The organism is Exiguobacterium sp. s95, assembly GCF_018618655.1.
Classification (GTDB): domain Bacteria; phylum Bacillota; class Bacilli; order Exiguobacteriales; family Exiguobacteriaceae; genus Exiguobacterium_A; species Exiguobacterium_A oxidotolerans.
Genome location: NZ_JACSMM010000001.1, coordinates 168,327 through 190,095 on the forward strand (window position 1 = coordinate 168,327; position 21,769 = coordinate 190,095).

Annotated in this window: 21 protein-coding genes and 1 riboswitch; of the genes, 16 read left to right on the top strand and 5 right to left on the bottom strand. The window is 49.6% G+C overall.

The genetic code is table 11. The annotated features are described in order from the left end of the window. Nucleotides 1-112 precede the first annotated feature (112 nt). A riboswitch (TPP riboswitch) is annotated at nt 113-213 on the top strand. Between the two features lie 137 nt (nt 214-350). From KNP99_RS00865 to KNP99_RS00920, 12 genes are all read left to right on the top strand, one after another. Beyond that, nucleotides 351-1,103, top strand: a complete 753-nt coding sequence (locus KNP99_RS00865) for a 3-oxoacyl-ACP reductase (protein ID WP_215192986.1) — start codon at nt 351-353, stop codon at nt 1,101-1,103. Nucleotides 1,104-1,140: 37 nt separating this feature from the next. Beyond that, the gene (locus KNP99_RS00870; protein ID WP_215192987.1) at nt 1,141-2,460 is read left to right on the top strand and encodes an LLM class flavin-dependent oxidoreductase; all 1,320 of its coding nucleotides are present in this window, start codon (nt 1,141-1,143) and stop codon (nt 2,458-2,460) included. Nucleotides 2,461-2,626: 166 nt separating this feature from the next. After that, nucleotides 2,627-4,042, top strand: a complete 1,416-nt coding sequence (locus KNP99_RS00875) for a hypothetical protein (protein WP_214765602.1) — start codon at nt 2,627-2,629, stop codon at nt 4,040-4,042. 211 nt (nt 4,043-4,253) lie between these two features. Then, the gene (locus tag KNP99_RS00880; RefSeq protein ID WP_215192988.1) at nt 4,254-6,971 is read left to right on the top strand and encodes a bifunctional 2',3'-cyclic-nucleotide 2'-phosphodiesterase/3'-nucleotidase; all 2,718 of its coding nucleotides are present in this window, start codon (nt 4,254-4,256) and stop codon (nt 6,969-6,971) included. An 86-nt stretch (nt 6,972-7,057) separates the two neighbouring features. After that, complete coding sequence (locus KNP99_RS00885; protein ID WP_214769590.1) at nt 7,058-7,573, top strand: GrpB family protein; 516 nt, start codon at nt 7,058-7,060, stop codon at nt 7,571-7,573. Then, nucleotides 7,566-8,012, top strand: coding sequence for a DinB family protein (locus tag KNP99_RS00890; protein ID WP_214769587.1), 447 nt, complete (start codon nt 7,566-7,568; stop codon nt 8,010-8,012). The genes KNP99_RS00885 and KNP99_RS00890 overlap by 8 nt, the downstream gene beginning before the upstream one ends. 12 nt (nt 8,013-8,024) lie before the next feature. Beyond that, nucleotides 8,025-8,894 (top strand): alpha/beta fold hydrolase, encoded by an 870-nt coding sequence (locus KNP99_RS00895; RefSeq protein ID WP_215192989.1) that lies wholly within the window; start codon nt 8,025-8,027, stop codon nt 8,892-8,894. A gap of 110 nt (nt 8,895-9,004) precedes the next feature. Next, complete coding sequence (locus KNP99_RS00900; RefSeq protein ID WP_215192990.1) at nt 9,005-10,123, top strand: GTP-binding protein; 1,119 nt, start codon at nt 9,005-9,007, stop codon at nt 10,121-10,123. A gap of 112 nt (nt 10,124-10,235) precedes the next feature. Continuing rightward, nucleotides 10,236-11,759 (top strand): cardiolipin synthase, encoded by a 1,524-nt coding sequence (locus KNP99_RS00905; protein WP_088836874.1) that lies wholly within the window; start codon nt 10,236-10,238, stop codon nt 11,757-11,759. A gap of 213 nt (nt 11,760-11,972) precedes the next feature. Further along, nucleotides 11,973-14,309, top strand: coding sequence for a glycoside hydrolase family 31 protein (locus tag KNP99_RS00910; protein ID WP_251131948.1), 2,337 nt, complete (start codon nt 11,973-11,975; stop codon nt 14,307-14,309). 277 nt (nt 14,310-14,586) lie between these two features. Continuing rightward, the gene (locus tag KNP99_RS00915; RefSeq protein WP_215192991.1) at nt 14,587-15,489 is read left to right on the top strand and encodes an acyl-ACP desaturase; all 903 of its coding nucleotides are present in this window, start codon (nt 14,587-14,589) and stop codon (nt 15,487-15,489) included. Nucleotides 15,490-15,502: 13 nt separating this feature from the next. Further along, the gene (locus KNP99_RS00920; protein ID WP_029333470.1) at nt 15,503-15,763 is read left to right on the top strand and encodes a hypothetical protein; all 261 of its coding nucleotides are present in this window, start codon (nt 15,503-15,505) and stop codon (nt 15,761-15,763) included. 117 nt (nt 15,764-15,880) lie between these two features. On the opposite strand, the gene KNP99_RS00925 is transcribed toward KNP99_RS00920, so the two are convergent. Continuing rightward, nucleotides 15,881-16,462 (bottom strand): DUF1643 domain-containing protein, encoded by a 582-nt coding sequence (locus tag KNP99_RS00925; RefSeq protein ID WP_029333471.1) that lies wholly within the window; start codon nt 16,460-16,462, stop codon nt 15,881-15,883. 13 nt (nt 16,463-16,475) lie between these two features. Beyond that, nucleotides 16,476-17,159 (bottom strand): lytic transglycosylase domain-containing protein, encoded by a 684-nt coding sequence (locus KNP99_RS00930; RefSeq protein ID WP_029333472.1) that lies wholly within the window; start codon nt 17,157-17,159, stop codon nt 16,476-16,478. A gap of 315 nt (nt 17,160-17,474) precedes the next feature. Between KNP99_RS00930 and KNP99_RS00935 the strand changes: the two genes are divergently transcribed. Continuing rightward, nucleotides 17,475-17,897, top strand: a complete 423-nt coding sequence (locus KNP99_RS00935) for a hypothetical protein (RefSeq protein ID WP_088836877.1) — start codon at nt 17,475-17,477, stop codon at nt 17,895-17,897. Between the two features lie 109 nt (nt 17,898-18,006). Here KNP99_RS00935 and KNP99_RS00940 read toward each other — a convergent pair whose 3' ends face one another. The 3 genes from KNP99_RS00940 to KNP99_RS00950 all read right to left on the bottom strand — a co-directional run bounded on the left by KNP99_RS00940 (nt 18,007) and on the right by KNP99_RS00950 (nt 19,451). Continuing rightward, nucleotides 18,007-18,906, bottom strand: a complete 900-nt coding sequence (locus tag KNP99_RS00940; RefSeq protein WP_159172632.1) for a hypothetical protein — start codon at nt 18,904-18,906, stop codon at nt 18,007-18,009. A gap of 92 nt (nt 18,907-18,998) precedes the next feature. Beyond that, on the bottom strand, nt 18,999-19,205 hold the full coding sequence (locus tag KNP99_RS00945; RefSeq protein WP_029333475.1) for a DUF2922 domain-containing protein: 207 nt from the start codon (nt 19,203-19,205) through the stop codon (nt 18,999-19,001). Between the two features lie 18 nt (nt 19,206-19,223). Continuing rightward, the gene (locus KNP99_RS00950) at nt 19,224-19,451 is read right to left on the bottom strand and encodes a DUF1659 domain-containing protein (protein WP_215192992.1); all 228 of its coding nucleotides are present in this window, start codon (nt 19,449-19,451) and stop codon (nt 19,224-19,226) included. A gap of 70 nt (nt 19,452-19,521) precedes the next feature. On the opposite strand from KNP99_RS00950, the gene KNP99_RS00955 reads away from it, so the two are divergent. From KNP99_RS00955 to KNP99_RS00965, 3 genes are all read left to right on the top strand, one after another. Continuing rightward, nucleotides 19,522-20,517 carry a potassium channel family protein gene (locus KNP99_RS00955; protein ID WP_214765629.1) on the top strand — a complete coding sequence of 332 codons (996 nt, stop codon included), beginning with the start codon at nt 19,522-19,524 and terminating at the stop codon, nt 20,515-20,517. A 68-nt stretch (nt 20,518-20,585) separates the two neighbouring features. Next, entirely contained in the window at nt 20,586-21,278 is a 693-nt protein-coding gene (locus tag KNP99_RS00960) for a hypothetical protein (protein ID WP_159172631.1), read from the top strand. 59 nt (nt 21,279-21,337) lie between these two features. After that, nucleotides 21,338-21,751: a hypothetical protein gene (locus KNP99_RS00965; RefSeq protein WP_088836881.1), complete on the top strand. Its 414-nt coding sequence runs from the start codon at nt 21,338-21,340 to the stop codon at nt 21,749-21,751. Nucleotides 21,752-21,769 lie beyond the last annotated feature (18 nt).

Here is a 21,769-nt window from a genome sequence, read left to right on the forward strand (position 1 = left end):
TTCCGGTCGACGGAGGCAAGGCTTTCGTTCGTAATCAAAAGAGACACCGACAAAACTGTCCTGTCATTATTGACAGATATTTCTAAGACCGCTAAAGTGAAGGTAACTTGAATAGAATCACTAGGGGTGTTACTAAACTGAGATGAGTAGATACTCAAACCCTTTGAACCTGAACTAGTTCGTACTAGCGTAGGGAAGTGTAGACTCTAATAAACAAGCGAAGACCAGTCTGTCGGTTTTTTGTTATGTGATTATTTAGACGTGCGCAACTTTCCTTTTGGAGAGTTGCGCTTTTTTTGTTTACGACTTCGCTATTTAAGTTGCAAAAGACGATGAAGGAGTGGAAGACAGTGAACAGAACAGTGTTAGTGACGGGAAGCAGTCGGGGACTTGGCGCGACGATTGCAAGAGTATTGGTGAACAACGGGTTTAAAGTTGTGATTAATTATTATAAGAGCGAGGATGCGGCAGAGGAACTCGTAAATGAGCTCGGTGCAGAACATGCCATTGCCCTGTATGCGGATGTCACGAAGCGACAAGACGTCGAGACATTGATGCAGTTAGCGACAGCTCATTACGGACAAATCGATGTCGTAATCAATAATGCATTAGTCGATTTTAAGTTCGATCCGCGCGCTCAAAAATCATTCATCGATTTGGAATGGGAAGATTATCAAAAACAGTTGGATGGCACGTTGAAAGCAGCGTTCCACGTCGTGCAAAGTGTTCTGCCGCAATTCATTGAACGAAATAACGGCACCATCATCAGCATCGGCACGAATCTGTATCAAAACCCGGTAGTTCCCTATCACGAATATACGACGGCAAAAGCAGGGTTGATCGGCTTTACGCGTAATCTTGCATCAGAGCTAGGACAGTACGGCATAAACGTGAATGTCGTCTCCGGCGGCTTGTTGAAAGTGACGGATGCCAGTGCTGTGACGACCGCTGAAGTATTCGATTTAATTGCCCAATCAACTCCGTTAAAAAGAGTGACGACGCCGGAAGAGGTTGCGCAATTGGTCGCCTTTTTAGCGTCAGAAGCAGCCTCTGGCATTACCGGTCAAAATCTAACCGTAGATGGCGGATTGACGATGAACTGATGTCAGCGCTCAGGAGAAAGGAGTCAGGGACCTAAAGATGACGAAAACGAAGCAGTTAAACATCGGTGTTTTATTGTACGGCTGTGGCCATCATCAAGCGGCATGGTTAATGCCGGATTCTGCGATTGAAGAAATCGGGGAGAGCGGTTATTATCAGCGATTGGCTCAACTAGCGGAAGCGGGTTGCCTGGATGCTGTATTTTTTGCTGACAATCAATCTTTTCCTGCTGCAAACGCAACTGAACTACCGGCCTTTTGGCTCGATCCTGTAATCAATTTAACCGCTATTTCTCAAGTAACCCGCCATATCGGGTTAGTTTCAACGATATCGAGTACGTTTTCAAATCCGTATACAGCGGCGAGACAACTGTTAAGCCTTGATCACGTGACGAACGGGCGTGTCGGCTGGAACCTGGTTACGTCGATGACGGACTGGGAAGCGTTAAACCATAGTATGGATGCGCTCCCTGCAAGGGACGAACGGTATCAAAAGGCGGATGAATTTGCATCTGTAATGGAAAAATTATTTTTATCCTGGGATCGAGCTGATTTCCTTTCGAGCCGGACGGACAACCGGTTAATTGATCCTGAAAAGATTCAACCGATCCATCATAGCGGGACCTACTTCAACGTAAAAGGTCCTTCGTCTACACCGCGTAGTCCTCAAGGGAAGCCGGTGGCAATGCAGGCGGGTGCATCTGCCCAAGGGATTGCACTTGCATCAAAGCACGCGGATGCCGTCTATTCGGTGTCGTGGAATGTAAAGCAAGCGAAAGCATTCCGGGAAAGTCTACAGAAACAAATCAAAGAAAGTGAGTCACCGGAGCGGCAGATTAAAATCTTTCCTGGATTGGTTACATACGTCGGTCGAACCCGGGAAGAGGCGCTGGCGAAGAAAGCCGAACTAGATGAAAAATTACCGGTCGCGAATGCCTTGAAGCAACTGAGTTTCTTTTTGAAACAGGACTGTTCTGATTGGGATCTTGACAAAGAGGTGCCGTCCTTACCGCCTGTCGAAGCGTTTTCAGGACCCGTCGGACGCTATAAAACGATTCTTGAAATCATCGATGATACAAAGCCTACACTAAGAGAACTGTTAGGTTATCTGGCAGCTGGTGGGGGACACCTGACACTGATAGGTACACCGGAAGAAATCGTCGATCAGATGGAGCTGTGGTTTGAAATGGGTATCGCAGACGGATTTAATCTGATGCCGCCGTCACTCCCGTCAAGCTTAGAGGATTTTGTAGACCTGATCGTTCCTGAACTGCAAAAAAGAGGGTTGTTTAGAGAAGCCTATCAAGGGACTACGCTTCGGGAACATTTTGGTTTAGATCAGGTGGGCAGTCGGACGTGAAAAAAATCGTAAAGTAAGCGTTCCTGCCAATCGGAGTTCGGCGTCTGGGAAGTAGCCCGTTCGTCATGAACGGGCTACTTTTTGTATTTACTGCAGAAGATTCGTTTTCAAATCACCTGGAACAGGAATAACTATACAAACAATCTAGTCAAGGGGAGGCGCTTTTATGGAGCGGAGGCAACAGCGAAAGGAACGCTCGCATATGTTACGCAATATCTTGTTTGGTATAGGACTCGCTTGTATTGGTTTTCTCGTCCTGTTCGGTGTCATGACCGTTCTCGTCCAACAAATCGAGAAGTCTGCCGATTATCAGGCGTTCGTCGAACTGATGCAGGACACGGACGTCTCGTGGACGACATTGGAATTGACCCTCGTGTTCCTCCTGTTTTTCATCAGCGGAATGGCTGTCACGTTGCCGGAAGCCGTCAAAGAGGGATTGACGAATCAACTGATTGGCGCAAATGATACGGGGAACATCTTGTCGATTTTCGGAATCGATCTCAATCAAGTCTTGGAACCGCTATCCTTCCGCGCCGAATATGGCAGTCCCTTCTTATCGATTTTCGGAATCGGTCTATTCCTAATCTTATTCTTAGTTTTACGGATCGGCGCAACGCGTGTGACCTGGACGATTCGAACAATCAGCTTTTTAGCGGCGAGTTTCGTCTTGTTTGCATTTACGTTCAACACAGCACTCGGGATTGATGTGCTGACAATTGATCAAGCGACCGTCTGGAACGGAATCTTCATTTTACTCTTTTTGACAGGTCTGTTTTATCTCGCGTTTTATCCACGACAACTGTCCGGTATGTCAGCCGCCTCCCGTGCTGCGATCATTATCCTGATGGTCGCAAGTAGTGCACAACTGTTCTTTACGGTGACGGATGAAGCGAAATATGAGGGGGACGCCTCGACCCGGACGTGGTTGACTGTTTCGAGTTTAAACGCAGGCAGTGACGGCTGGTATGATTTGATGCACGGCAGTCAAGTGACCTACAAGGCAAATGTCCTTGGTGCAAGATTAAATGTCCCGGTGACGTTTTTGAACGGGGAAACCGACGTGACGCGGTTGAAACGATCGATGGAGGACGTCGTCAACCGAATCGACGCCGAGCGCGTCACGAATCAACTGTTGACTGTCATCGGGGGAGAACGTCCCGATTTATCGAATACGCGTTTGACGCTTGACGCAGTCGATTACGGAACGGCACGAAATGTCGTCCTTGCGGTGGACGCTCGGTCGGCCGGGCAAACGGCGGCCGCTGATCAAGTCGAACAGGATAAGCCGTTCCCGTTTTGGCTGTTTCTGATTGTCCCGTTCGTCGTCTATCTCCTTGTCAGCATCCGGGCCTTTAAGAAAATATACGATCCCGTCGTTTTCGCTGTTGCGACCAGTTTGATTAGCTGGTTCATCTGTTCGCTGACGGGGACATCGTTTGCACTTTTATGGCAAGACGAGGCTCTCGTCCGGTTCAGTCAAGAGACGGCGACGGTGACGACGATTCTCTATGCGACGGTACTGGCACTGATTGCCGGTTTCATCGGTTACGCAATCAAACGACAGCATCATGGTGATAGATGAAGGGTGAAAACCGTTTCCCGTAAGTTCGGGGAGCGGTTTTCTTTTTTACAAGTAAATTTGTAAAGGTTCAAGGTTAATGTAAAGCCAATTTGTGGAATTAGTTAAGAAGGTTAAATAAGACGGATGTCCGACCTATTCAAAGAGGCTATAAGCTACAATCAAAGCGTGTTAAATTAATTGAGCAGTCATTTATATCTTAGGGGGAAACCAGATGAAACAGGCTACAAAAATTATTATCGCTACCACGTTGATCGCACCGATGTTAGCACCCGTCATCCAAGTCAAAACACTCGCAGCAGATGACAGTGTCGTCAAACTACGTTTTCTAGAAACAACAGATTTACATACAAACTCGATGAATTATGATTACTTTAAAGATGCGCAAGATGAGTCGATCGGTCTCGTCAAAGCAGCGACAGTCATCAAACAGCAACAAAATGTCGTCGGCGAAGCGAACAGCTTCCTGTTCGATAACGGGGACACACTGCAAGGCACACCGTTCGGGGATTATGTCAAAAATCAGTACGATCAAGGCAACAAAGGCAAACACCCGATGTATGAGTTAATGGAATACCTCGGATACGACGCCGTCACGCTCGGCAACCATGAGTTTAACTTCGGACTCGATTTTCTGAAGTCAGCGATGAGTGCTTCAAGCGGTTCGATCAAGTTCGTCAACTCGAACGTCCTCGACGCCGTGACGAAACAACCAATCGTCGCGGAATACAATGAAGACGGAAAAGATTATCAAATCATTGAACGGCAAGTGATGGATCAAAACAATCAACCGAAAACAATCAAAGTCGGCGTCTTCGGTGTCGTTACACCACAAATCATGGCGTGGGACGCGGGGAACTTAACCGGTAAAGTGACGGCGGAAGCCATCATCCCGGTCGCTAAAGCGACGGCGAAAAAACTAAAAGACGCTGGTGCAGACGTCGTCGTTGCGTTGGCTCACTCCGGAATCGGGGATACGATCGACCAAAAAGACGGCGATGAGAACGTCGGGTATGCGTTATCGAAACTGGCCGACATCGATGTCTTGATGACCGGTCACCAGCACGGAAAGTTCCCGGCAGCTGACTCGGCATTCAATAAGTTACCGAACGTCGATGCCGAAAAAGGGCTGATTAACGGAAAACCGGTCGTCATGGCGAACACACAAGGGAAAAATGTCGGTGTCATCGATCTGCAATTAAAACAAGTCGACGGCAAGTGGACGATCGATACGTCATCTGCGAAACTCGCTGACGTCACGAAAGAGACGGTCGCTGATGCCGGTGCGGTCAAGCTGATCGAGAAGTCGCATCAAGGAACACTCGACTATATCCGTCAGGAAGTCGGAACGATCAACGACGATATCCAAAGTTTCTTTGCACTCGTCCAGGATGATGATTCCGTCCAGTTCGTCACGAACGCTCAAAAATGGTACGTCGAAAAACAGTTAAAAGACAATGCGGAACTCGCGAAATATAAAGATTTGCCACTCTTATCTGCCGGTGCACCATTCAAAACAGGCGGACGGAATCAAGTCAATGCGGCAGACTACACGTTGATTAAAAAAGGCCCGATCGCACTGAAAAACGTCGCTGATCTATATGTCTATCCGAACACGCTTGAAGTCGTCAAGGTGACGGGCAAAGACGTCAAAAACTGGCTCGAGATGTCGGCCGGTCAATTCAATGAAGTATCAGGTGAACAAACCGATTTATTGAACAAGGATTTCCGCAGCTACAACTTCGATATCCTCGACGGATTGACGTATGAAATCGACATTACGAAACCGGCGAAGTATGACTACAACGGCGTCGTCGTCAACGCGGATGCGAGTCGTGTCCAAGACATCAAGTACGAAGGCAAGGAAATCACGGATGAGCAGGAATTCCTCGTCGCGACAAACAACTACCGTGCAGGCAGTGCGTCGTTCCCGGGTCTTGGTGGCGGAAAAAACATCGTCTACAAGTCAGCGTACGAAACACGGAACGTCATCTCAGACTTCATCCAAGCCAAGCAGCCGGTCGACTATAAGGCCGATGCGAACTGGTCGCTTGTTGCCAGTAAACCGATGACGGTCAACTTCGATTCAGCGGAAGCGGCAGCAGCATATACGAAACGTTACGAAGGAATCACGAATACAGGCGTGACACGTGCCGGTGAAACGGGAACGTTCCTGAAGTTCGAAATGAACGTGCCGATGAAAAACTTCAATGTTAACGTCGCAACCGTCAAACCGGGAGCGAAAGTCGTCACAGGAACAGCTGTTGCCGGAGCGAAGATTACGGTCAAACTCGGAACGACGGTTCTCGGAACGGCGACTGCTGACGAAACAGGAAAGTATGCGGTAACGGTTCGTCCGGTCAAGCTCCGTGACAAACTGACGGTCGTCTCGGAACTCGGATTCATGAAGAAATCAGCAACCGTCACGGTCGGAACAGGCTTCGTCGCGACACCGGCGATCGATAAAAAATCAGCCGTCTACGGTTCGACGGTCTTGACGGGTAAAGCGACAGCAGGACTTGATGTCACGCTGTACAAAGGGTCGACAAAAATTGCCAAAGCAAAAACGACAGCGAGCGGCTTTAAGATTCCAGTCAAAAACGGTTTGACGACAGGGACATACACGGTCAAATCGACGGATATCTCGCACAAAGTCACGAAAAAAGCATCATTCACGATTAAAAACACCTACCCGGTCAAAAAATGGACAGGTAAAAAGACGTTGACGGGCAAAGTCGAAAAACGTCAAATCGTCCGTCTGTTCGAAAAAACGAGCAGCGGCTATCAATTGATTGCTCAAGACGTCGCCGACAACCACGGCAACTACGTCTTGAAAATGCGGACGGGTCTTGCGACAGGTTCGTACAAGATGAATGTCTATACGGCATCGGATCGTCTCGATCAATCCCGTTACTTCATCACGAAAAAATAACCGAACGAAAACGACCTCGCACGCTTGAGGTCGTTTTGTTTTTGTTTAAAGAACTGGCATACTAAATAACAAAGGAGAGGATTGGTATGAGACAAGTCATCGTTACACCGTATCAAGAGGTATGGGCAGAAATGTTTGAAACGGAAGCGGCACAACTGCGGGCGATTTTCGGGCAACGGTTGCGTGGCATCCATCATATCGGCAGTACATCGGTCGCGGGACTGTCGGCAAAACCGATCATCGACATCTTACCGGTCGTCGATACGCTGGGTGAGATTGAGTCGTTCGACACGGCGATGGAAGCACTCGGTTACGAAGTCATGGGCGAGTTCGGCATGCCGGGACGGCGTTACTACCGCAAGGGCGGCGATGCGCGGACGCATCACATCCATCTCTATGCGGACGGCAGTCCGGAAATCAGGCGTCATGTCGTCTTTCGCGATTACTTACGGCAGCATCCGCAAGAAGCGACAGCTTACAGCGACATCAAGGAACAACTGGCGAAGCAGCATCCGGTCGACATCAGTGCCTATATCGCCGGTAAGGATGCGTTCGTCAAGGAAATGGAACACCGGGCGCTCACGTGGTGGTCCCGTGGATGAGTGGCAACAGGCGTTACAACGGCACGTCGCCGTTGGTGTCCGGACGACAAGCCGATTGATGGAACGGATTCGACAGGACGATTGGCAGAAGCGACCGATTGCGGGGAAGCGGTCCGTATATGAAGTCGCCGCCCATCTTGCCGTGTTGCTCGAAGCGGATTTGCGGATTGCGACCGGCGCGACGGCAGAGGAGATGGCGCAGTTTTATGCGATCCCGGTGCTGACCGGTCAGCTTGTCGACCGCTTGGACCAGTCATGGCAGTATTATCAAGACCGGCTGGCGGGTGATTTTGCGACGGAACCGACCTACTGGGGCGTCAGAGACAGTTCGTCCGGTTGGTTGGTGGAAGCAGCCGTCCACTTGTATCATCACCGGTCACAATTGTTTGATTACTTAAATCTGCTCGGGTACGATATCGAGCTGGCGTTATTTGAATAAGGGGGGATTAAAGTGGAACGGATTGTTGAGACGGTTGACGGACGGTTTGACACCCGCTTGACGGGAACGGGCGAAGTCACATTCATCCTTGATCACGGGATGATGTCGAACCACCACCAGTGGGGCTGGTTGCGCGGCGAGTTATTGCAGCTCGGACGCGTCTTTGAATATTCACGGCTCGGGTACGGCAAGTCCTCGCGCGGCAAAACGAAACGATTTTTTAGTCAGCAGGCGGCTGAACTCGGACGCGTCCTGGATGTACTCACAATCGACGGACCGTTTCTGTTCATCGGTCATTCGCTCGGTGCCTATATCTCGCTCGAACTCGGGCGCCGTCGTCCGGACGAGACGGTTGGCATCGTCTTGCTCGATCCGTCACATCCGGAAGTTGATGTTGAACTGCCGGACTGGTATGAGCGGATGCAGGAAAAGTGGAACCGTTTTTTGTATGTCCTCAGTCATATCCGTCCTCTCGCCTGGTTGATTCCGGACAATCTTGGGGCGCGGATGTTCAAAAGCCTTCCGAAAGCGGACCGTGTCCCGCTGTGGCGACAGTTGAGCCGGACGCATCACTGGCGGGGCACGCTTGACGAGTGGGACACCGTCGCACACAACAATCAGCAGATTTTGCAGCTCGTCCCGCACGTGACGCCACCGGTTCTTGTATTGTCAGCTTCTGATTGGGCGGGCGGGATGCCTGAAAAATGGCTGAACAAAGATTTGACGAAACGGATCAATGCAGCTCATGAACGGTTTGCCGATAGTTTGCCGGATGCGAGATTCCATCTGATTGCGAATACGAACCATTACACGATTGCCGGTTTTTCAAAAGAGGCTGCCGAAAGAATCGTCCAGTTGATCCGGACGACGTTTTTTGAATGAACGGACGGTCGTTGTCCTGACTTTTTTTATTTTTCGGGACTTGACAGTCTAAATCGGAATCGTTACTATTTAAAACGTAATCATTACGATTTATAAAGGAGACGATTTACATGTCACGCATTCCGATCACGGTCCTGTCCGGTTATCTTGGTGCAGGAAAAACAACAGTCTTGAATCACTTATTACATAATCGGGCAGGGCGGAAGCTCGCCATCATCGTCAACGATATGAGTGAAGTCAATATCGATGCGGCATTGATTGAAAAGGCCGGCTTTTCACGGACGGAGGAGTCGTTCGTGACGTTATCGAACGGTTGCATCTGTTGTACGCTTCGTGATGATCTATTAGTTGAAGTCCGTCGCCTCGTCGACCAAGGTGATCTGAATGGCATCGTCATCGAATCAAGCGGGATCTCGGAACCGATTCCGGTTGCCCAAACGTTTACGTACGTCGATGAAGACAGCCGAATCGATTTGACGGACGCGACGAAAATCAATGCGATGGTGACGGTCATCGACGGGTACAGTTTCCTGAAAGATTTTGAGTCCGGCGAATCACTAATTGAACGGCAACAGGCAGTTGATGAACAGGACGTCCGGGAAGTCGTTGACTTGCTCGTCGACCAGGTCGAGTTTGCGGATATCCTTCTCTTGAACAAGGTGGACCGACTGACGGCGGAAGAACGTATCGAAGTCATCCGTTATTTGAAAGCACTGAACCCGGTGGCGAAACTGATCGAGACGACCTACGGACAAGTCGACCCGGCAGCAATTCTTGACGTCGATTTATTTGATTTTGAGCAGGCGGCAGGAAGTGCCGGTTGGATCCGTGAGCTCAATGCCGAGGAACATGTCCCGGAGACGGAAGAATACGGGATTCAATCCTTTGTTTATCGGCGGGAGGTACCGTTTCATCCGGAGCGCCTGCTTGCGTTGATTGAGACGTGGCCGGAAACAATCGTCCGCGCGAAAGGATTTTTGTTCCTCGCGACACGACCGGAAGTGGCACTCTTGTTTCATCAGGCAGGATATGCGTCGAATATGGAATACGCCGGACGGTTCGAGACGCAAGCGGATCGCCGGACGGAACTCGTCCTGATCGGGATTGGTTTGGATCGAAAACGGCTTGAAGCACAATTCGATGCCTGCCTCGTTCAGCGGGATGAAACTGATTGGGCCTCGCTCGCCGATCCGCTTCCGGGTCGCGCGATGTACGATGAAGTTTTTTAAATTCAGGTCAACTTTTGAAGAAATCACATCTGTGGTTTCTTTTTTTGCTATATTTTTAAAGGAGACAGGGAAATAACGATAAGAGAGTATGTTTCATAGAGGGGGAAGTAAAGTGCGCAATCGGGTTTTACAGTTCGCGCTCGTGTTTTTAGTCGCTGGAGGTATCATTTGGACATTGTATCAATTGGATTACCTCTATTTTGTATTAACGATTTCCGCGGTCGTCGTGCCGCTCGCCGTCATCATGATCATCTTCATCGAAAATCGGACGGCAGAATCGACGATTGCCTGGTTTCTAGTCTTAATCTTTTTACCGATTCTCGGGGTCATCATCTGGATGATGTTCGGTCGGAACCCGCGTCGCCGTCGCCGGAACCGCCGGTCGCATGATGAGCGGATGTTACTCAAACAAGCGACCCGGCCGGTCCGTTCGCTTGCCGTCAGTGAATTGCCGGCAAATCACCTGAAGCTCGCCAACACAATTCGAAACTTCGGTGGCGGTGGGGTCGATGTCCATACGGCAAGTAAAATTTTGACGAACGGAACGGAGACGTTCCCGGCGATTCTTGAGGCGATCCGGAGTGCGAAGCATCACGTCCACATCCAGTATTACATCTACCGCAACGATGAGACGGGGAAGGCGATCCGTGAAGCATTGATTGAACGGCTAGAAGCCGGGGTCGAAGTCCGCTTCATGTACGACGGGCTCGGCAGTTATATGCTCGGGGAAGGGTTTTTACGTCCGCTCCGTGACGCCGGAGCAAAAATCGCCGCGTATGATCCGATTTCGAGTCCCTTGTTCATCTTCACGGCAAACTTCCGGAATCACCGGAAAATCGTCGTCATCGACGGCAAAGTCGGCTTTACCGGTGGATTGAACGTCGGCGATGAATACGATGGTAAAAACAAGAAATTTGGATTTTGGCGCGATACGCACCTTCGACTCGAAGGGCGTGCCGTCAAGGAGTTGCAGGCGACGTTTTTGGATGACTGGATTTATGCGCATCTTGAAGGGACGGATACATGGGAGACGTTCGGTGGCGAGGACGGATTAGCACGCTACTTCCCGAAACATGACGCTGAGACGGACGGGGCGGTACAAGTCGTCACGAGTGGACCGACGTCAAAAGATCCGGCGATCCGTAATGCCCTGATTGCAGCAATCATCTCTGCCCAGCGCTCGATTTGGATTGCGACGCCCTATTTGATTCCGGACAATGAAACGATGACATTGCTGCGGCTTGCGGCACGGGCCGGGCTCGACGTCCGGATTTTGACGCCGGGACGAGGGGACAGCTTCACGTCGTATTACGGGACACGCTCTTATTTCGGACCATTGCTCAAAGACGGAGTGAAAATTTATACGTATAACCGTCACTTCATCCATGCGAAAATTGTGTTGATTGATGGCAAGATCGGCGTCGTCGGGACGGCGAACATGGATATTCGCAGTTTCGTCCTCAACTACGAAATCATGGCGTTTCTCTATGATACGGAAAGTGCATCGAAGCTTGAGCGGGACTTCATCGATGACTTCGAAGTTTCGATTCAGTTGTCGTCCAATGATTATGTCAAGCGATCGCTTCGTTTCCGTCTGTTCGAATCATTCTCGCGGTTGATTTCGCCCTTATTATAAAAAGCAGAGTTCGTAGTCCCGTCGATAATGCATTGGCGGGACTACTTTTTTTGAATAATGGATTAGTTGGAACTTGAAACGGGAACAAACAGTTTTATACACTTAGGGTGTACATCGGTTGCACTACTTACTTTTTGGAAGGAAGTGAAAAGGACGATTTCGTCCTGATCCCGTATGCGAACAATTGACGAATCCCATTTCTATACGCGAGACATGAAACCACTGGCACGACCGGAAGCGATCATTCAAGGTGATCATTACCGCTTCACGATTTTGACGAGTCGGATGATTCGGATGGAATACGCGGAGGATGGTCGCTTTGAGGACCGGCCGACGCAAACGGTCTGGAACCGCGATTTTCCCGTCCCTTCATTCCGAATCGTTGAAGACGATACGGAATTGCAAATCATCACGGAACATGTGCACCTCCACTATACGAAAGGTCCGTTCGCTGAGAACACGTTATATGTCGACGTGCTCGGGAACTTCAGTACGTACTACAGCCGCTATACATTCGGCGGACCGCTCCGGACGCTCAAAGGGACGGCGCGGACACTCGACCATGCGGACGGGGAGATTCCGCTCGAAGAAGGAATCATCTCCCGCCAAGGGTACGCGGCGATTGACGACTCGGCTTCGTTCGTCCTGACGGAAGATCATTTCGTCGAGCCGCGCCAAGACGGGGCAAAAGATATTTATTACTTCGGTTATGGTCATGACTATAAACAAGCGCTGAAAGACTTTTATCATTTAACAGGACCGACGCCGATGCTGCCGCGTCAAGTTCTCGGGAACTGGTGGAGCCGTTACTGGCGCTATAACGAAAAAGAATACAAAGACTTGATGACACGTTTCAAAAAAGAAGACGTCCCGTTTTCCGTCAGCGTCATCGACATGGATTGGCACGTGACCGACATTCCGGAAAAATACGGGAGCGGTTGGACCGGCTATACGTGGAACCGCGACTTGTTCCCCGATCCGCGAGGCTTCCTGAAATGGTTGAAGGATGATGACCGGATGGTGACGCTCAACCTGCACCCGGCGGACGGTGTTCGCGGGTTTGAAGAGGCCTATGAAGCGATGGCTGTCGCGATGGGACTTGATCCGGATACGGAAGACCGGATTCCGTTTGATTTTTCGGACAAGACGTTCATCGAAAACTACTTCACGAAACTGCATCACCCGCATGAGGCGGACGGCGTCGACTTTTGGTGGATCGACTGGCAACAGGGAGCGAACTCGAAGATTAAAGGGCTCGACCCGCTCTGGATGCTCAATCATTACCATGCGCTCGATATCGCCCGTGACGGCAATCGTCCGTTAATCTTCTCACGCTACGCAGGACCCGGCAGTCATCGTTATCCGGTCGGTTTCTCCGGTGACACGATCATCTCCTGGGCATCACTCAAGTTCCAGCCGTACTTCACGGCGACGGCGTCGAACATCGGCTACGGCTGGTGGAGTCACGATATCGGCGGACACCAGCGCGGTGAAAAAGATGATGAATTATCGACGCGCTGGCTCCAATATGGTGTCTTCAGCCCGATCATGCGTTTGCACAGTACGATGAGCATCTTTAACGGGAAGGAACCGTGGCGGTATTCGGTCGAGGCGGAACAAGTCATGAAACGGTATTTACGGTTGCGTCATCAACTCGTCCCGTATATCTACACGATGAATGCCCGCAATCATTTTGACGGATTGCCGCTCGTCTCACCGATGTATTATGAGCATCCGGAAGACGAACTTGCGTATGCCGTCCCGAACCAGTATTATTTCGGAACGGAAATGATGGTCGCACCGATCGTCGAACCGATGAATCAGAAATTACACGTCGCGGCGACGACGGCGTGGTTGCCGGACGGGGAATGGTTCGATTTCTTCTCCGGTCACCGTTATACAGGCGGGAAACAAATGCGTCTGTTCCGAAAGCTTGACGAACAGGCGGTTCTGGCGAAAGCAGGCGCGATCATTCCGCTCGGTCGACACGTCGAGCACTCGAACGCCTTGCATAATCCGGAACACCTCGATGTTCACGTATTCCCTGGCGCCTCGAACCAATTCACGCTGTTTGAGGATGACAGTGTCGGTGTCGCCCACCGGGACGGGGAAAACGTCGAGACATCGTTCGAACTCGACTGGGTCGCCCGGACGATGACGATCGCAGCACCAATCGGAAAACAGGAACTGTTGCCTGAAAAACGGGTCATCACCGTGATTTTACGTGGTGTCAACGAAGGGTATATCGTCCGTGACGGAGAAACGTTACCGGGCGAATATGACCCGAAAAAACAATCGTTGACGGTTTCGCTCGGTGAAGTGACGGAAACGGTCACGTTATCGCTCCAAGTCGAAATGTCAACGAACGATAATCGGATGGAACGCTTATATGAGTTCCTCGATCAGGCGGAAATCGGCTACGACTTGAAGGACCGTCTCTATCGTCTGTTGACGCAACGTCTTGAGCCGATCAATTTGATGCATCAGCTCCAGGCACTGGATCTTGAGAAGGATCTCGTCGACTGTTTACTTGAATTGATGCTGTACTGACGCGAAAATGAACGACAGGGTGAATAGTATTCAAATCATTTTAGCGATTTTTCTCAAGTGAGTCATAAGCCTGTATGCATGGATTTTTAAAAAATCTGTGAATGCAGGTTTTTTTTCTTGGATAGGACGGCGTCTCACTTTATAATGTCTACAGTAGCTAATACGACCTGCTCCTTAAAATGTTATAGCCATAAACAAGTTTGATTTAAATCATTATAATGGTTAAATACATTTAAATGGGTTAAGGTTAAAAAAACATCTTAAAGGAGACATGATCATGTTAAATTCAGATTTAGATATTCGTTTAGAACCGCGCATTCAAGAATTATATCGATTACATAAGGAACGCTCTGCACATATCGACTGGAGCTATCACGAATTCATTCCTTGGGACAAGGCGATGTCATTTAAACGGGTTCCTTGGGAGGAAAGTCAAGTCACGCTTCCGGAAGGTGTCATCGTTGCGGTGGAAACGGCCTTGCTGACAGAAGTGAATTTACCTTGGTACACGTCGCATTTGGATTACACCTTTAAAAATTCGATGGAGGTCATCAATGATTTCGTCCGTACGTGGACGGCGGAGGAAGATCAGCATTCGAGCTTACTCGAAACGTATTTACTCGTGACACGAAACGTCAATCCGACCCGGTTGCATCAATTAAGAAGACGCGTCGTTGAAAGTGGTTGGTTCCCGGACTTTACGAATCCTTTAGCAACAATGGCCTATACGTCGTTGCAGGAGCTTGCGACACTCGTTTTCTATAACAACGTCGCGAGAGTGGCAGGGGCGCATGACAAAGACTTGGCGACGCTGCTTCGCCGTTTGGCGAAAGACGAAGCCCTTCACTATGCGTTCTATCGCGATACGGTAAAGGCACACCTTGAGCTCGATCCGAACTTCATCGTGTTCTTTGAAGATGTCATCATTAACTTCTCGATGCCGGGTGCCGTCATGCCGGACTTTACCGAGCGCATGAAAACCATCGCCGTCGATACGAATTACGGACCACTCCAATACTTCGACCAAGTATTAGATGTCGTCGTGAAATACTGGGATATCGAGAACTTGGAATCGACGAGTGAAGAAGCCAAACAATCACAAGCGAACATCATGAAATATCATGGACGTCTAAAACGAATCAAAGAACGCCAATTAGGAAAAAGTAAGCAAGATGTCTGAAAAGGGGAGCGGAATGAACATGACGTGCGAAATATGTGGAAAAGAAACGAATAACCAAGTCAGTTATCTGGAACTGGAGACGTGGGAATTTAAATCTTTGAAGACAGATGAAAAAGATTTTCATGCGGTTTGTTACAGCTGTTTTGATAAGCATACGAACCAGTTCATCGATCAAGAAATGGATCTTGAATTGAGAAAAAAACGTTCGCAGATGGTGAATAAAGAAGTCGAAGCAGAAATCGAAGCTATTCTGGAAGTCGAAGTCGAAAAGTGATTCGAACCGCTTTACCGATGAGACAAGACAGCATCCAGACGTAAATGCTTTAATCGTCCTAAAAAAAGGTGTTCTCCCGTGTGTATGATCCGGGAAGAACACCTTTTTGTTGACGCATTATTTACGCCGCAGTTTTTTCGCTTTTTGTTGCATCTCACGATACGTAATCATCGGACTGTCGTCGACGGTCAGACGCAAGTGGTTCGGTTCGCCTTTAGACGTGATGCCGGAGCAGTATAATATGTCGGCATATTCGTTGAATAAATCTTCGAATGCAGGCAAGTGGTGCATCAAGCGACCCGGGGAGCCCCATCCGCATAAGACAACACCATTTTTGGCCCGGACTTGCTGTAACGTCTGTTCGACGAATTGGTAGTTGATTTCGTCATAGCTCGCCTGAGCGAACGGTAAATCTTCACTGACGAGTAAATCAGGCATCAAGCTGATGATATCGTATTGTTTGACGGGAGCACTGACGTGTTTCTTCATCAAGTTATACGCCCGTTGTGTCGTCGTCCCGGACAAGAAGGCGTCCGTCGTCCGCGGTGTATAAATCATCGCGGCGACGTGCGTTCCTTCCTCGATGTCGTCAAAGATGTAGCTTCGCAAATAACGTTTCGTCTTGTCTGCATCAAATGTCGTCTTGACGCGGATCGACGATTCCTCGATCTGAAGTGATGAAAGATCGGGTTGTGTCATGGTGGTGCCTCCTTTAATTGAGTAAACGTGAGCTGACGCGAAGAAGTAGGGCGAGTGTCTTTTGTTTGAAGTCGAGGTCGTTCGCATCAATCGTCTCGACTTGCTGTTGATAATTATCGTATTGTGCGAGGACGTCGACGACATATTGTTCACTGCGATTGTATTCAAACAGTGCGGACTCGAGCGTCTGGCGTTCAGATGTTTTCGTGACGTCATGCTGGTTGAGGTACTTCGCTGCCGTATGGGCGCTATCCGTCAGGTTCGTCGGATCGGCTTTGCCGTCCTGGTCAGCATCGACCCCAAGACCGCCATACTTTTCAATTGCTTCCGGATCCGTCAAATCAATCCCGTCGTGCTCGATGTCACCAAGCGACGTACCACCTTCATATCCCCAACCGACCCATGTTTTCGGCATGAATTGGAATGGACCGATGGCGCCGACGGACGACTGCATCGCGGAAGAGTTCGAAAAAATCGTCTCGACCCGATGGATTGCTGCTAACAGCTTCCAATCGATTTCATAACGGTCACCGGCTTGTTCGTAGATGTCGATGTTCTCGGCAGGGACGCCGTATTGCCCGTAATAGGTACGATACAATTCATTTTGGACACGTTCCCGATTCTGCCAGTAGACGAAGCTGCCGGCGATGAGGACGAACAGTACGAACAAGATGCTAACTCGTAAAAACTTTCGCATAATGTTCTCTCCTCTTTCGATGATTCCACTGAATGGTATCACATTTTTAGTGGAGCTAGTAGCTATTTCTTTACGGGACGGATGGTGTCGCAGGATTCGATCATTTTTTGCCGATTTGCGTCCAGGCGGTTAAAAAAAGTAAGACGCGGGGAATGTTGTTAATTACTGCCATCGTCAACAGCGGAAAAGTTTGTTAGACTGAACGTCAGACGAAGGCATCGTTCAGTTTCATTAGTTTGTCACTTGCACGAAAGGTCAATCGGCTTGTAGAATAAGAGAGTAAACGCTTACACATCAAAGGAGATGGACGAAACCATGCGAACGATCACTTCTACTGGCGAACGAAAGAAAACGAGTTGGATTTTGAACATCGGTAGTCAGCCAAAGTTAAAGACGGACGGAGTGATTGAAACGTCGATGGATCATGAGCGACGCATCCTCTTTCAGCAATGGTCGATTCCGACGACGGAGACGTTAATTTTTCGGTTTAAGCAACAATTCCCGAACCATCTCTGCGAGAACGGGTATGATGTGTATGGAGCGGCTGCTTTTGATGAGCAGGTCGTAGAACTGATTTCGAATTGGTTCGTCGAACTCGTCACGGTCCTGACGGCGATTCAACGGACAAAAGGGATTCATCATGTTCATATTAAAGGCGGCGTCGCGAAACGAACGGACTTTTTACCGACGATCCGCAGAACGTGTCGGGCCCTTGAGTCGACGCTCGACATCACTTAATTTCAAAATGCCGCTACCTCGAAGTAAGTGTTCGACGGTAGCGGCATTTTTTTGTTTCGGAAAATCGGTTTCATTTAATAGGTATTTCATGTGTGAGAGTCGAAAGAGGTTACGTACGCGAATCGAGATTCTTCTCGACGGAGCGGCAGGCACGGAGTAACGCGTCCTTGAAGAAGCGATCTTCCTGTGAAGCCAGTTGGCGTGTCGCATCTTCGTCGCCACGCAGTGACTTGCCGAGCATTTGGATGACCTTGACCCAGCGGCGGACATGGTCGAGTTGGGGACGGCCCATTGCGACATAGACCGTGAACCAGTCATTTTGATCGCGGCGGATCATCCGTTGGAACAAGGATTTCGCTAAATCGACTTCTTCTGTCGAAGGCAGCTCGTTCGTTTCGAAAAACTGACGTAAGCCCCGGATGGCCGTCACGTATGCCGCGAGGACTTCAGCCGACGGTTGGTGTTTTCCGTAGTCGGAAGTCGACAAGTGGATCAAGGCCGGTTTTTTCTCGATGCCCGTCACCCAAGCTGCTATCGTTTTGCTGCCTTTGAGCGCTTGGCGGTTCGCGACGGGAAGTTTTGCCGTGACTTGTCCGACTTTCCCGATGACGGTCACTTTACTGTTGCGTTCCTGAATCTCCGTAACCTTCATCTCGACGGTGTCACCCATCTCGAACGGGATTGCTTTCGGTTGGAGCTTCTCTCCGGCAGAGAGGGGAGAGCGTTTACGGATCATCCGTAATGCTTCCTGCTCCATCCGGTCGTCGAGCGACCATAAATGTTCCGGAGGGACGTTACGGAAACGGCGGCGCCGCACCTTGATGTATTGATCAAGCGACTCCGCTGCTTGTTGACGGGTCGCGTCACCGGTCGCGACCGGTCCGATGATGTCTCGGAGCGTGATCGACTCGAGTCGTTCCATAATTCCTTCGAATGGAATCAGTTCCATTACATAGAGACTACAGACGACGAGTTCGCATTCGCGAGGGGTAAGAGGGCGTTTGGCCATAAATTGACTTCCTTTCCAGCTGGTTGATAACACTAGTATACCAAAAAAAAGTCATCATCACCTCAATCGGTGATGATGACAACTGGTGCGTGTTAGAGGACGTAGGCGGATTCCGAGCTGTTTTGCAGTTCGGCTTCACGCAGTTTGATGATGCCGTTATAAAACGGATCGTGTGCGACCATCAAGTTGCCGAGTGCTTTGACCTCAGCGACCGTCGTGTCTGCTTTCGCACCGGATAACCGAAGGCGAAACGGTTTGTTCGTCGATGTGTCGAACGTCAATAAAATGGTATGTTCCATGAGAATCCTCCTTTAAGATTAGGCGTTGAGTAGAGCGTAGTCACGACTGATTTCACTGTGTGTGTATGTTCCTGTAATCATTGCGCCGATGGCTTGACCGATTGCAGCGACAGCTTCAGGTGCTAAGTCTGGACGGAGTCCGTTGAAGCGACGACGGCCGATGAGGGCATCTCCGTTCGGTGAAACTTTATCCGCTCGTTCGAAGACGACGACGAGACTCGTTTTGATTTCTTCCGCTTGTGTCATGTGTATCACCTCCTTCGCCCCTATTAACAGGGTGCGAAGAGATATTGTTCGAAAGGAAGTGAAAAAAAGGATGATTTGGTTTCGATTTTTACGAAAAATGTCCTTTTTAAAGATGCGGACGTTAGGCTATGCGTCGTTTTTCTTTGTGTTCGGCGTCGCCTTGCTGATGTATCTCGTCGAACCGGAGACGTTCGGCTCGTATTTCCGTGCCGTCTACTGGACGATGACGACCGTCGTCACGGTCGGATACGGTGATTTCTTCCCGAATACGGATTTCGGGCGGATGATGACGATTTTTGTATTCATTTTCGGGATCGGGATCGTCGGGAGTTTAATTTCGAAGCTCGTCGACGGAGTCCAAGTGATCCGCGATCAAAAAGAGAGAGGGTTGTTGCAAGTGAAAGAGTCAGGCCATACGATCGTCTTCGGCTACAGCCGCCGGTCGAAACATGTCATCGAGGAACTGCTCGAGACGACGGATGTCATCCTCGTCGATGATTTGGAGCGAGAACCATTCAGTCACGAACGGTTCCACTATGTCAACGGGGACCCGGCACTCGCCTCGACGTTACAACGGGCGAACGTCAAACAGGCGGCGCGTGCAATCGTCCTCGCCGATCATTCAATGCCACCGGCGCTGGCGGACGGCCGGACGCTGCTGATTGCTTCGAGTATCGAACGCGCGAATCCTGACATCTATACAATCGTCGAGATGATGCTTGAAGAACATCTCGACAGCTTTGAACAAATCAAGGTCGACGAAGTCATTCTCGGGGACGAAACGATTTCCCGGATGGCGATTCTCGCCTCCCACCACCCGGGCGTGACGAAAGTCGTGACGAACTTATTGACGAAACACGGGGACGGAATGTTCTCGATTCCGGTACGACCGGAGTGGACGACGTACCGTGAAGCGTTCCATGCGATGCTCGAAGAAGGCGTGACGATTTTGTCCGACGGAAAGCGACTCGACCTGAACCGAAGGCTCGACGAAACGATTCCGTCCGGCTCATTGTTGATCGTGTTATGTGGAGAAGAAACAGCTAAACGGATTGGTGCTTTTTAAAGAAGAGGATTACATTTATTTCTTTTCGGGTATAGTAAATAAATTTACTATGTAGAGGAGAATTTATTATGACGAACGAACAACCAGAGTGGATTCAAGAATTATTTGAGACTGTCGATCAAGGAGATTTGAAAGATGTCCCGAAATTACTTTATATGGCGCTAACATTAGAACCAAGTTATTTCACGAAAGCAGTCAGTCGACTCAACCAGCGGCTGGAAGTCGAAACGCTCCGTGACGTATCGGAGCTGTTGACGGTGTATCGTCAATTCTTCATCTCGGCGAACCCGTCGGAAGAATATTGGACGGTCGCCTGGAATGAATTGATTCAAACGATGCACCACTTCATCGACCGGACGGAAGCACAACAACTCTTTAAAGAGCACGTCGATTTAATCGACTGGTGGTCAAGTGAATCGTTGTTATCGTTACCGAGCTGGTTGACGGTCCTCGATTTAGCGGAACGCATTGATGCGCTCGATCAATTCAGCAGCTACTTGCCGGACATTTTTGAAAGTTACGCTCTTGAGACGGCGAAAGACGAGCCGTTTGCGCGGCTTGCCTGGTATGCCCTCGCAAGTCAGCAACAAGCGTTGCTTGAGCCACACCGGGCGCGCATCGCCGAGTCGGAAGCGACTGAAATCCGCTCGCTCCAAAAGTCTGATTTACTCGATCAAATTGATACGACGCGCGTCCATGTGTTAAAGTCTAAGAACAACGAACCGATTGAATTGATGTTTGATCGAAAATGGACATTATAAGGCAGTGAACAGCAAGTCACATCAAGAAACTACACGAATTTAATCCAAGGGGTGTAGTGATGATACACGTCAATGTACCGAGCGGTGACTACATCGTTCTAGTTGAAATCAATCGCGAAGTATTACTTTGTCAGACGTTAGAAGACGCGGATCAAGCTCAGCGCGACCGCTATGAACTGGTCGGGAGAATGAGTGAACGCCTCCCGGCAGAAGTAATCGGTCCCTCGATTGCGGATTTCGTCAGATTTTCAACGGGTTTCATTGGCGAGTCTGTGATATGGAACGAGGACGAAGAAGCGTTTTTTTGTCAGCAGTTTGAGACATTTGACGGTTCTCCGCTCGGAGAAGACTTGACGGGGATTGACGCCGCGCGTTGGCGCGCCGTCCTGGCACGGTACTATGCGTATGTCACGATTGGGAAAATCACTTCATTTGAAGTCAGCGAAGAATCAGGTGGCACTGTTCCTTTTTAAGTCCGTTGAATCAGCAAA

Bases quoted from the DNA above. Each gene is read 5' to 3' on its own strand.
- KNP99_RS00870 (WP_215192987.1), top strand. From the start codon at position 1,141: ATGACGAAAACGAAGCAGTTAAACATCGGTGTTTTATTGTACGGCTGT.
- KNP99_RS00875 (WP_214765602.1), top strand. From the start codon at position 2,627: ATGGAGCGGAGGCAACAGCGAAAGGAACGCTCGCATATGTTACGCAAT.
- KNP99_RS00880 (WP_215192988.1), top strand. From the start codon at position 4,254: ATGAAACAGGCTACAAAAATTATTATCGCTACCACGTTGATCGCACCG.
- KNP99_RS00885 (WP_214769590.1), top strand. From the start codon at position 7,058: ATGAGACAAGTCATCGTTACACCGTATCAAGAGGTATGGGCAGAAATG.
- KNP99_RS00900 (WP_215192990.1), top strand. From the start codon at position 9,005: ATGTCACGCATTCCGATCACGGTCCTGTCCGGTTATCTTGGTGCAGGA.
- KNP99_RS00910 (WP_251131948.1), top strand. From the start codon at position 11,973: ATGAAACCACTGGCACGACCGGAAGCGATCATTCAAGGTGATCATTAC.
- KNP99_RS00915 (WP_215192991.1), top strand. From the start codon at position 14,587: ATGTTAAATTCAGATTTAGATATTCGTTTAGAACCGCGCATTCAAGAA.
- KNP99_RS00920 (WP_029333470.1), top strand. From the start codon at position 15,503: ATGAACATGACGTGCGAAATATGTGGAAAAGAAACGAATAACCAAGTC.
- KNP99_RS00925 (WP_029333471.1), bottom strand. From the start codon at position 16,462: ATGACACAACCCGATCTTTCATCACTTCAGATCGAGGAATCGTCGATC.
- KNP99_RS00930 (WP_029333472.1), bottom strand. From the start codon at position 17,159: ATGCGAAAGTTTTTACGAGTTAGCATCTTGTTCGTACTGTTCGTCCTC.
- KNP99_RS00935 (WP_088836877.1), top strand. From the start codon at position 17,475: ATGCGAACGATCACTTCTACTGGCGAACGAAAGAAAACGAGTTGGATT.
- KNP99_RS00940 (WP_159172632.1), bottom strand. From the start codon at position 18,906: ATGGCCAAACGCCCTCTTACCCCTCGCGAATGCGAACTCGTCGTCTGT.
- KNP99_RS00945 (WP_029333475.1), bottom strand. From the start codon at position 19,205: ATGGAACATACCATTTTATTGACGTTCGACACATCGACGAACAAACCG.
- KNP99_RS00950 (WP_215192992.1), bottom strand. From the start codon at position 19,451: ATGACACAAGCGGAAGAAATCAAAACGAGTCTCGTCGTCGTCTTCGAA.
- KNP99_RS00955 (WP_214765629.1), top strand. From the start codon at position 19,522: ATGATTTGGTTTCGATTTTTACGAAAAATGTCCTTTTTAAAGATGCGG.
- KNP99_RS00960 (WP_159172631.1), top strand. From the start codon at position 20,586: ATGACGAACGAACAACCAGAGTGGATTCAAGAATTATTTGAGACTGTC.
- KNP99_RS00965 (WP_088836881.1), top strand. From the start codon at position 21,338: ATGATACACGTCAATGTACCGAGCGGTGACTACATCGTTCTAGTTGAA.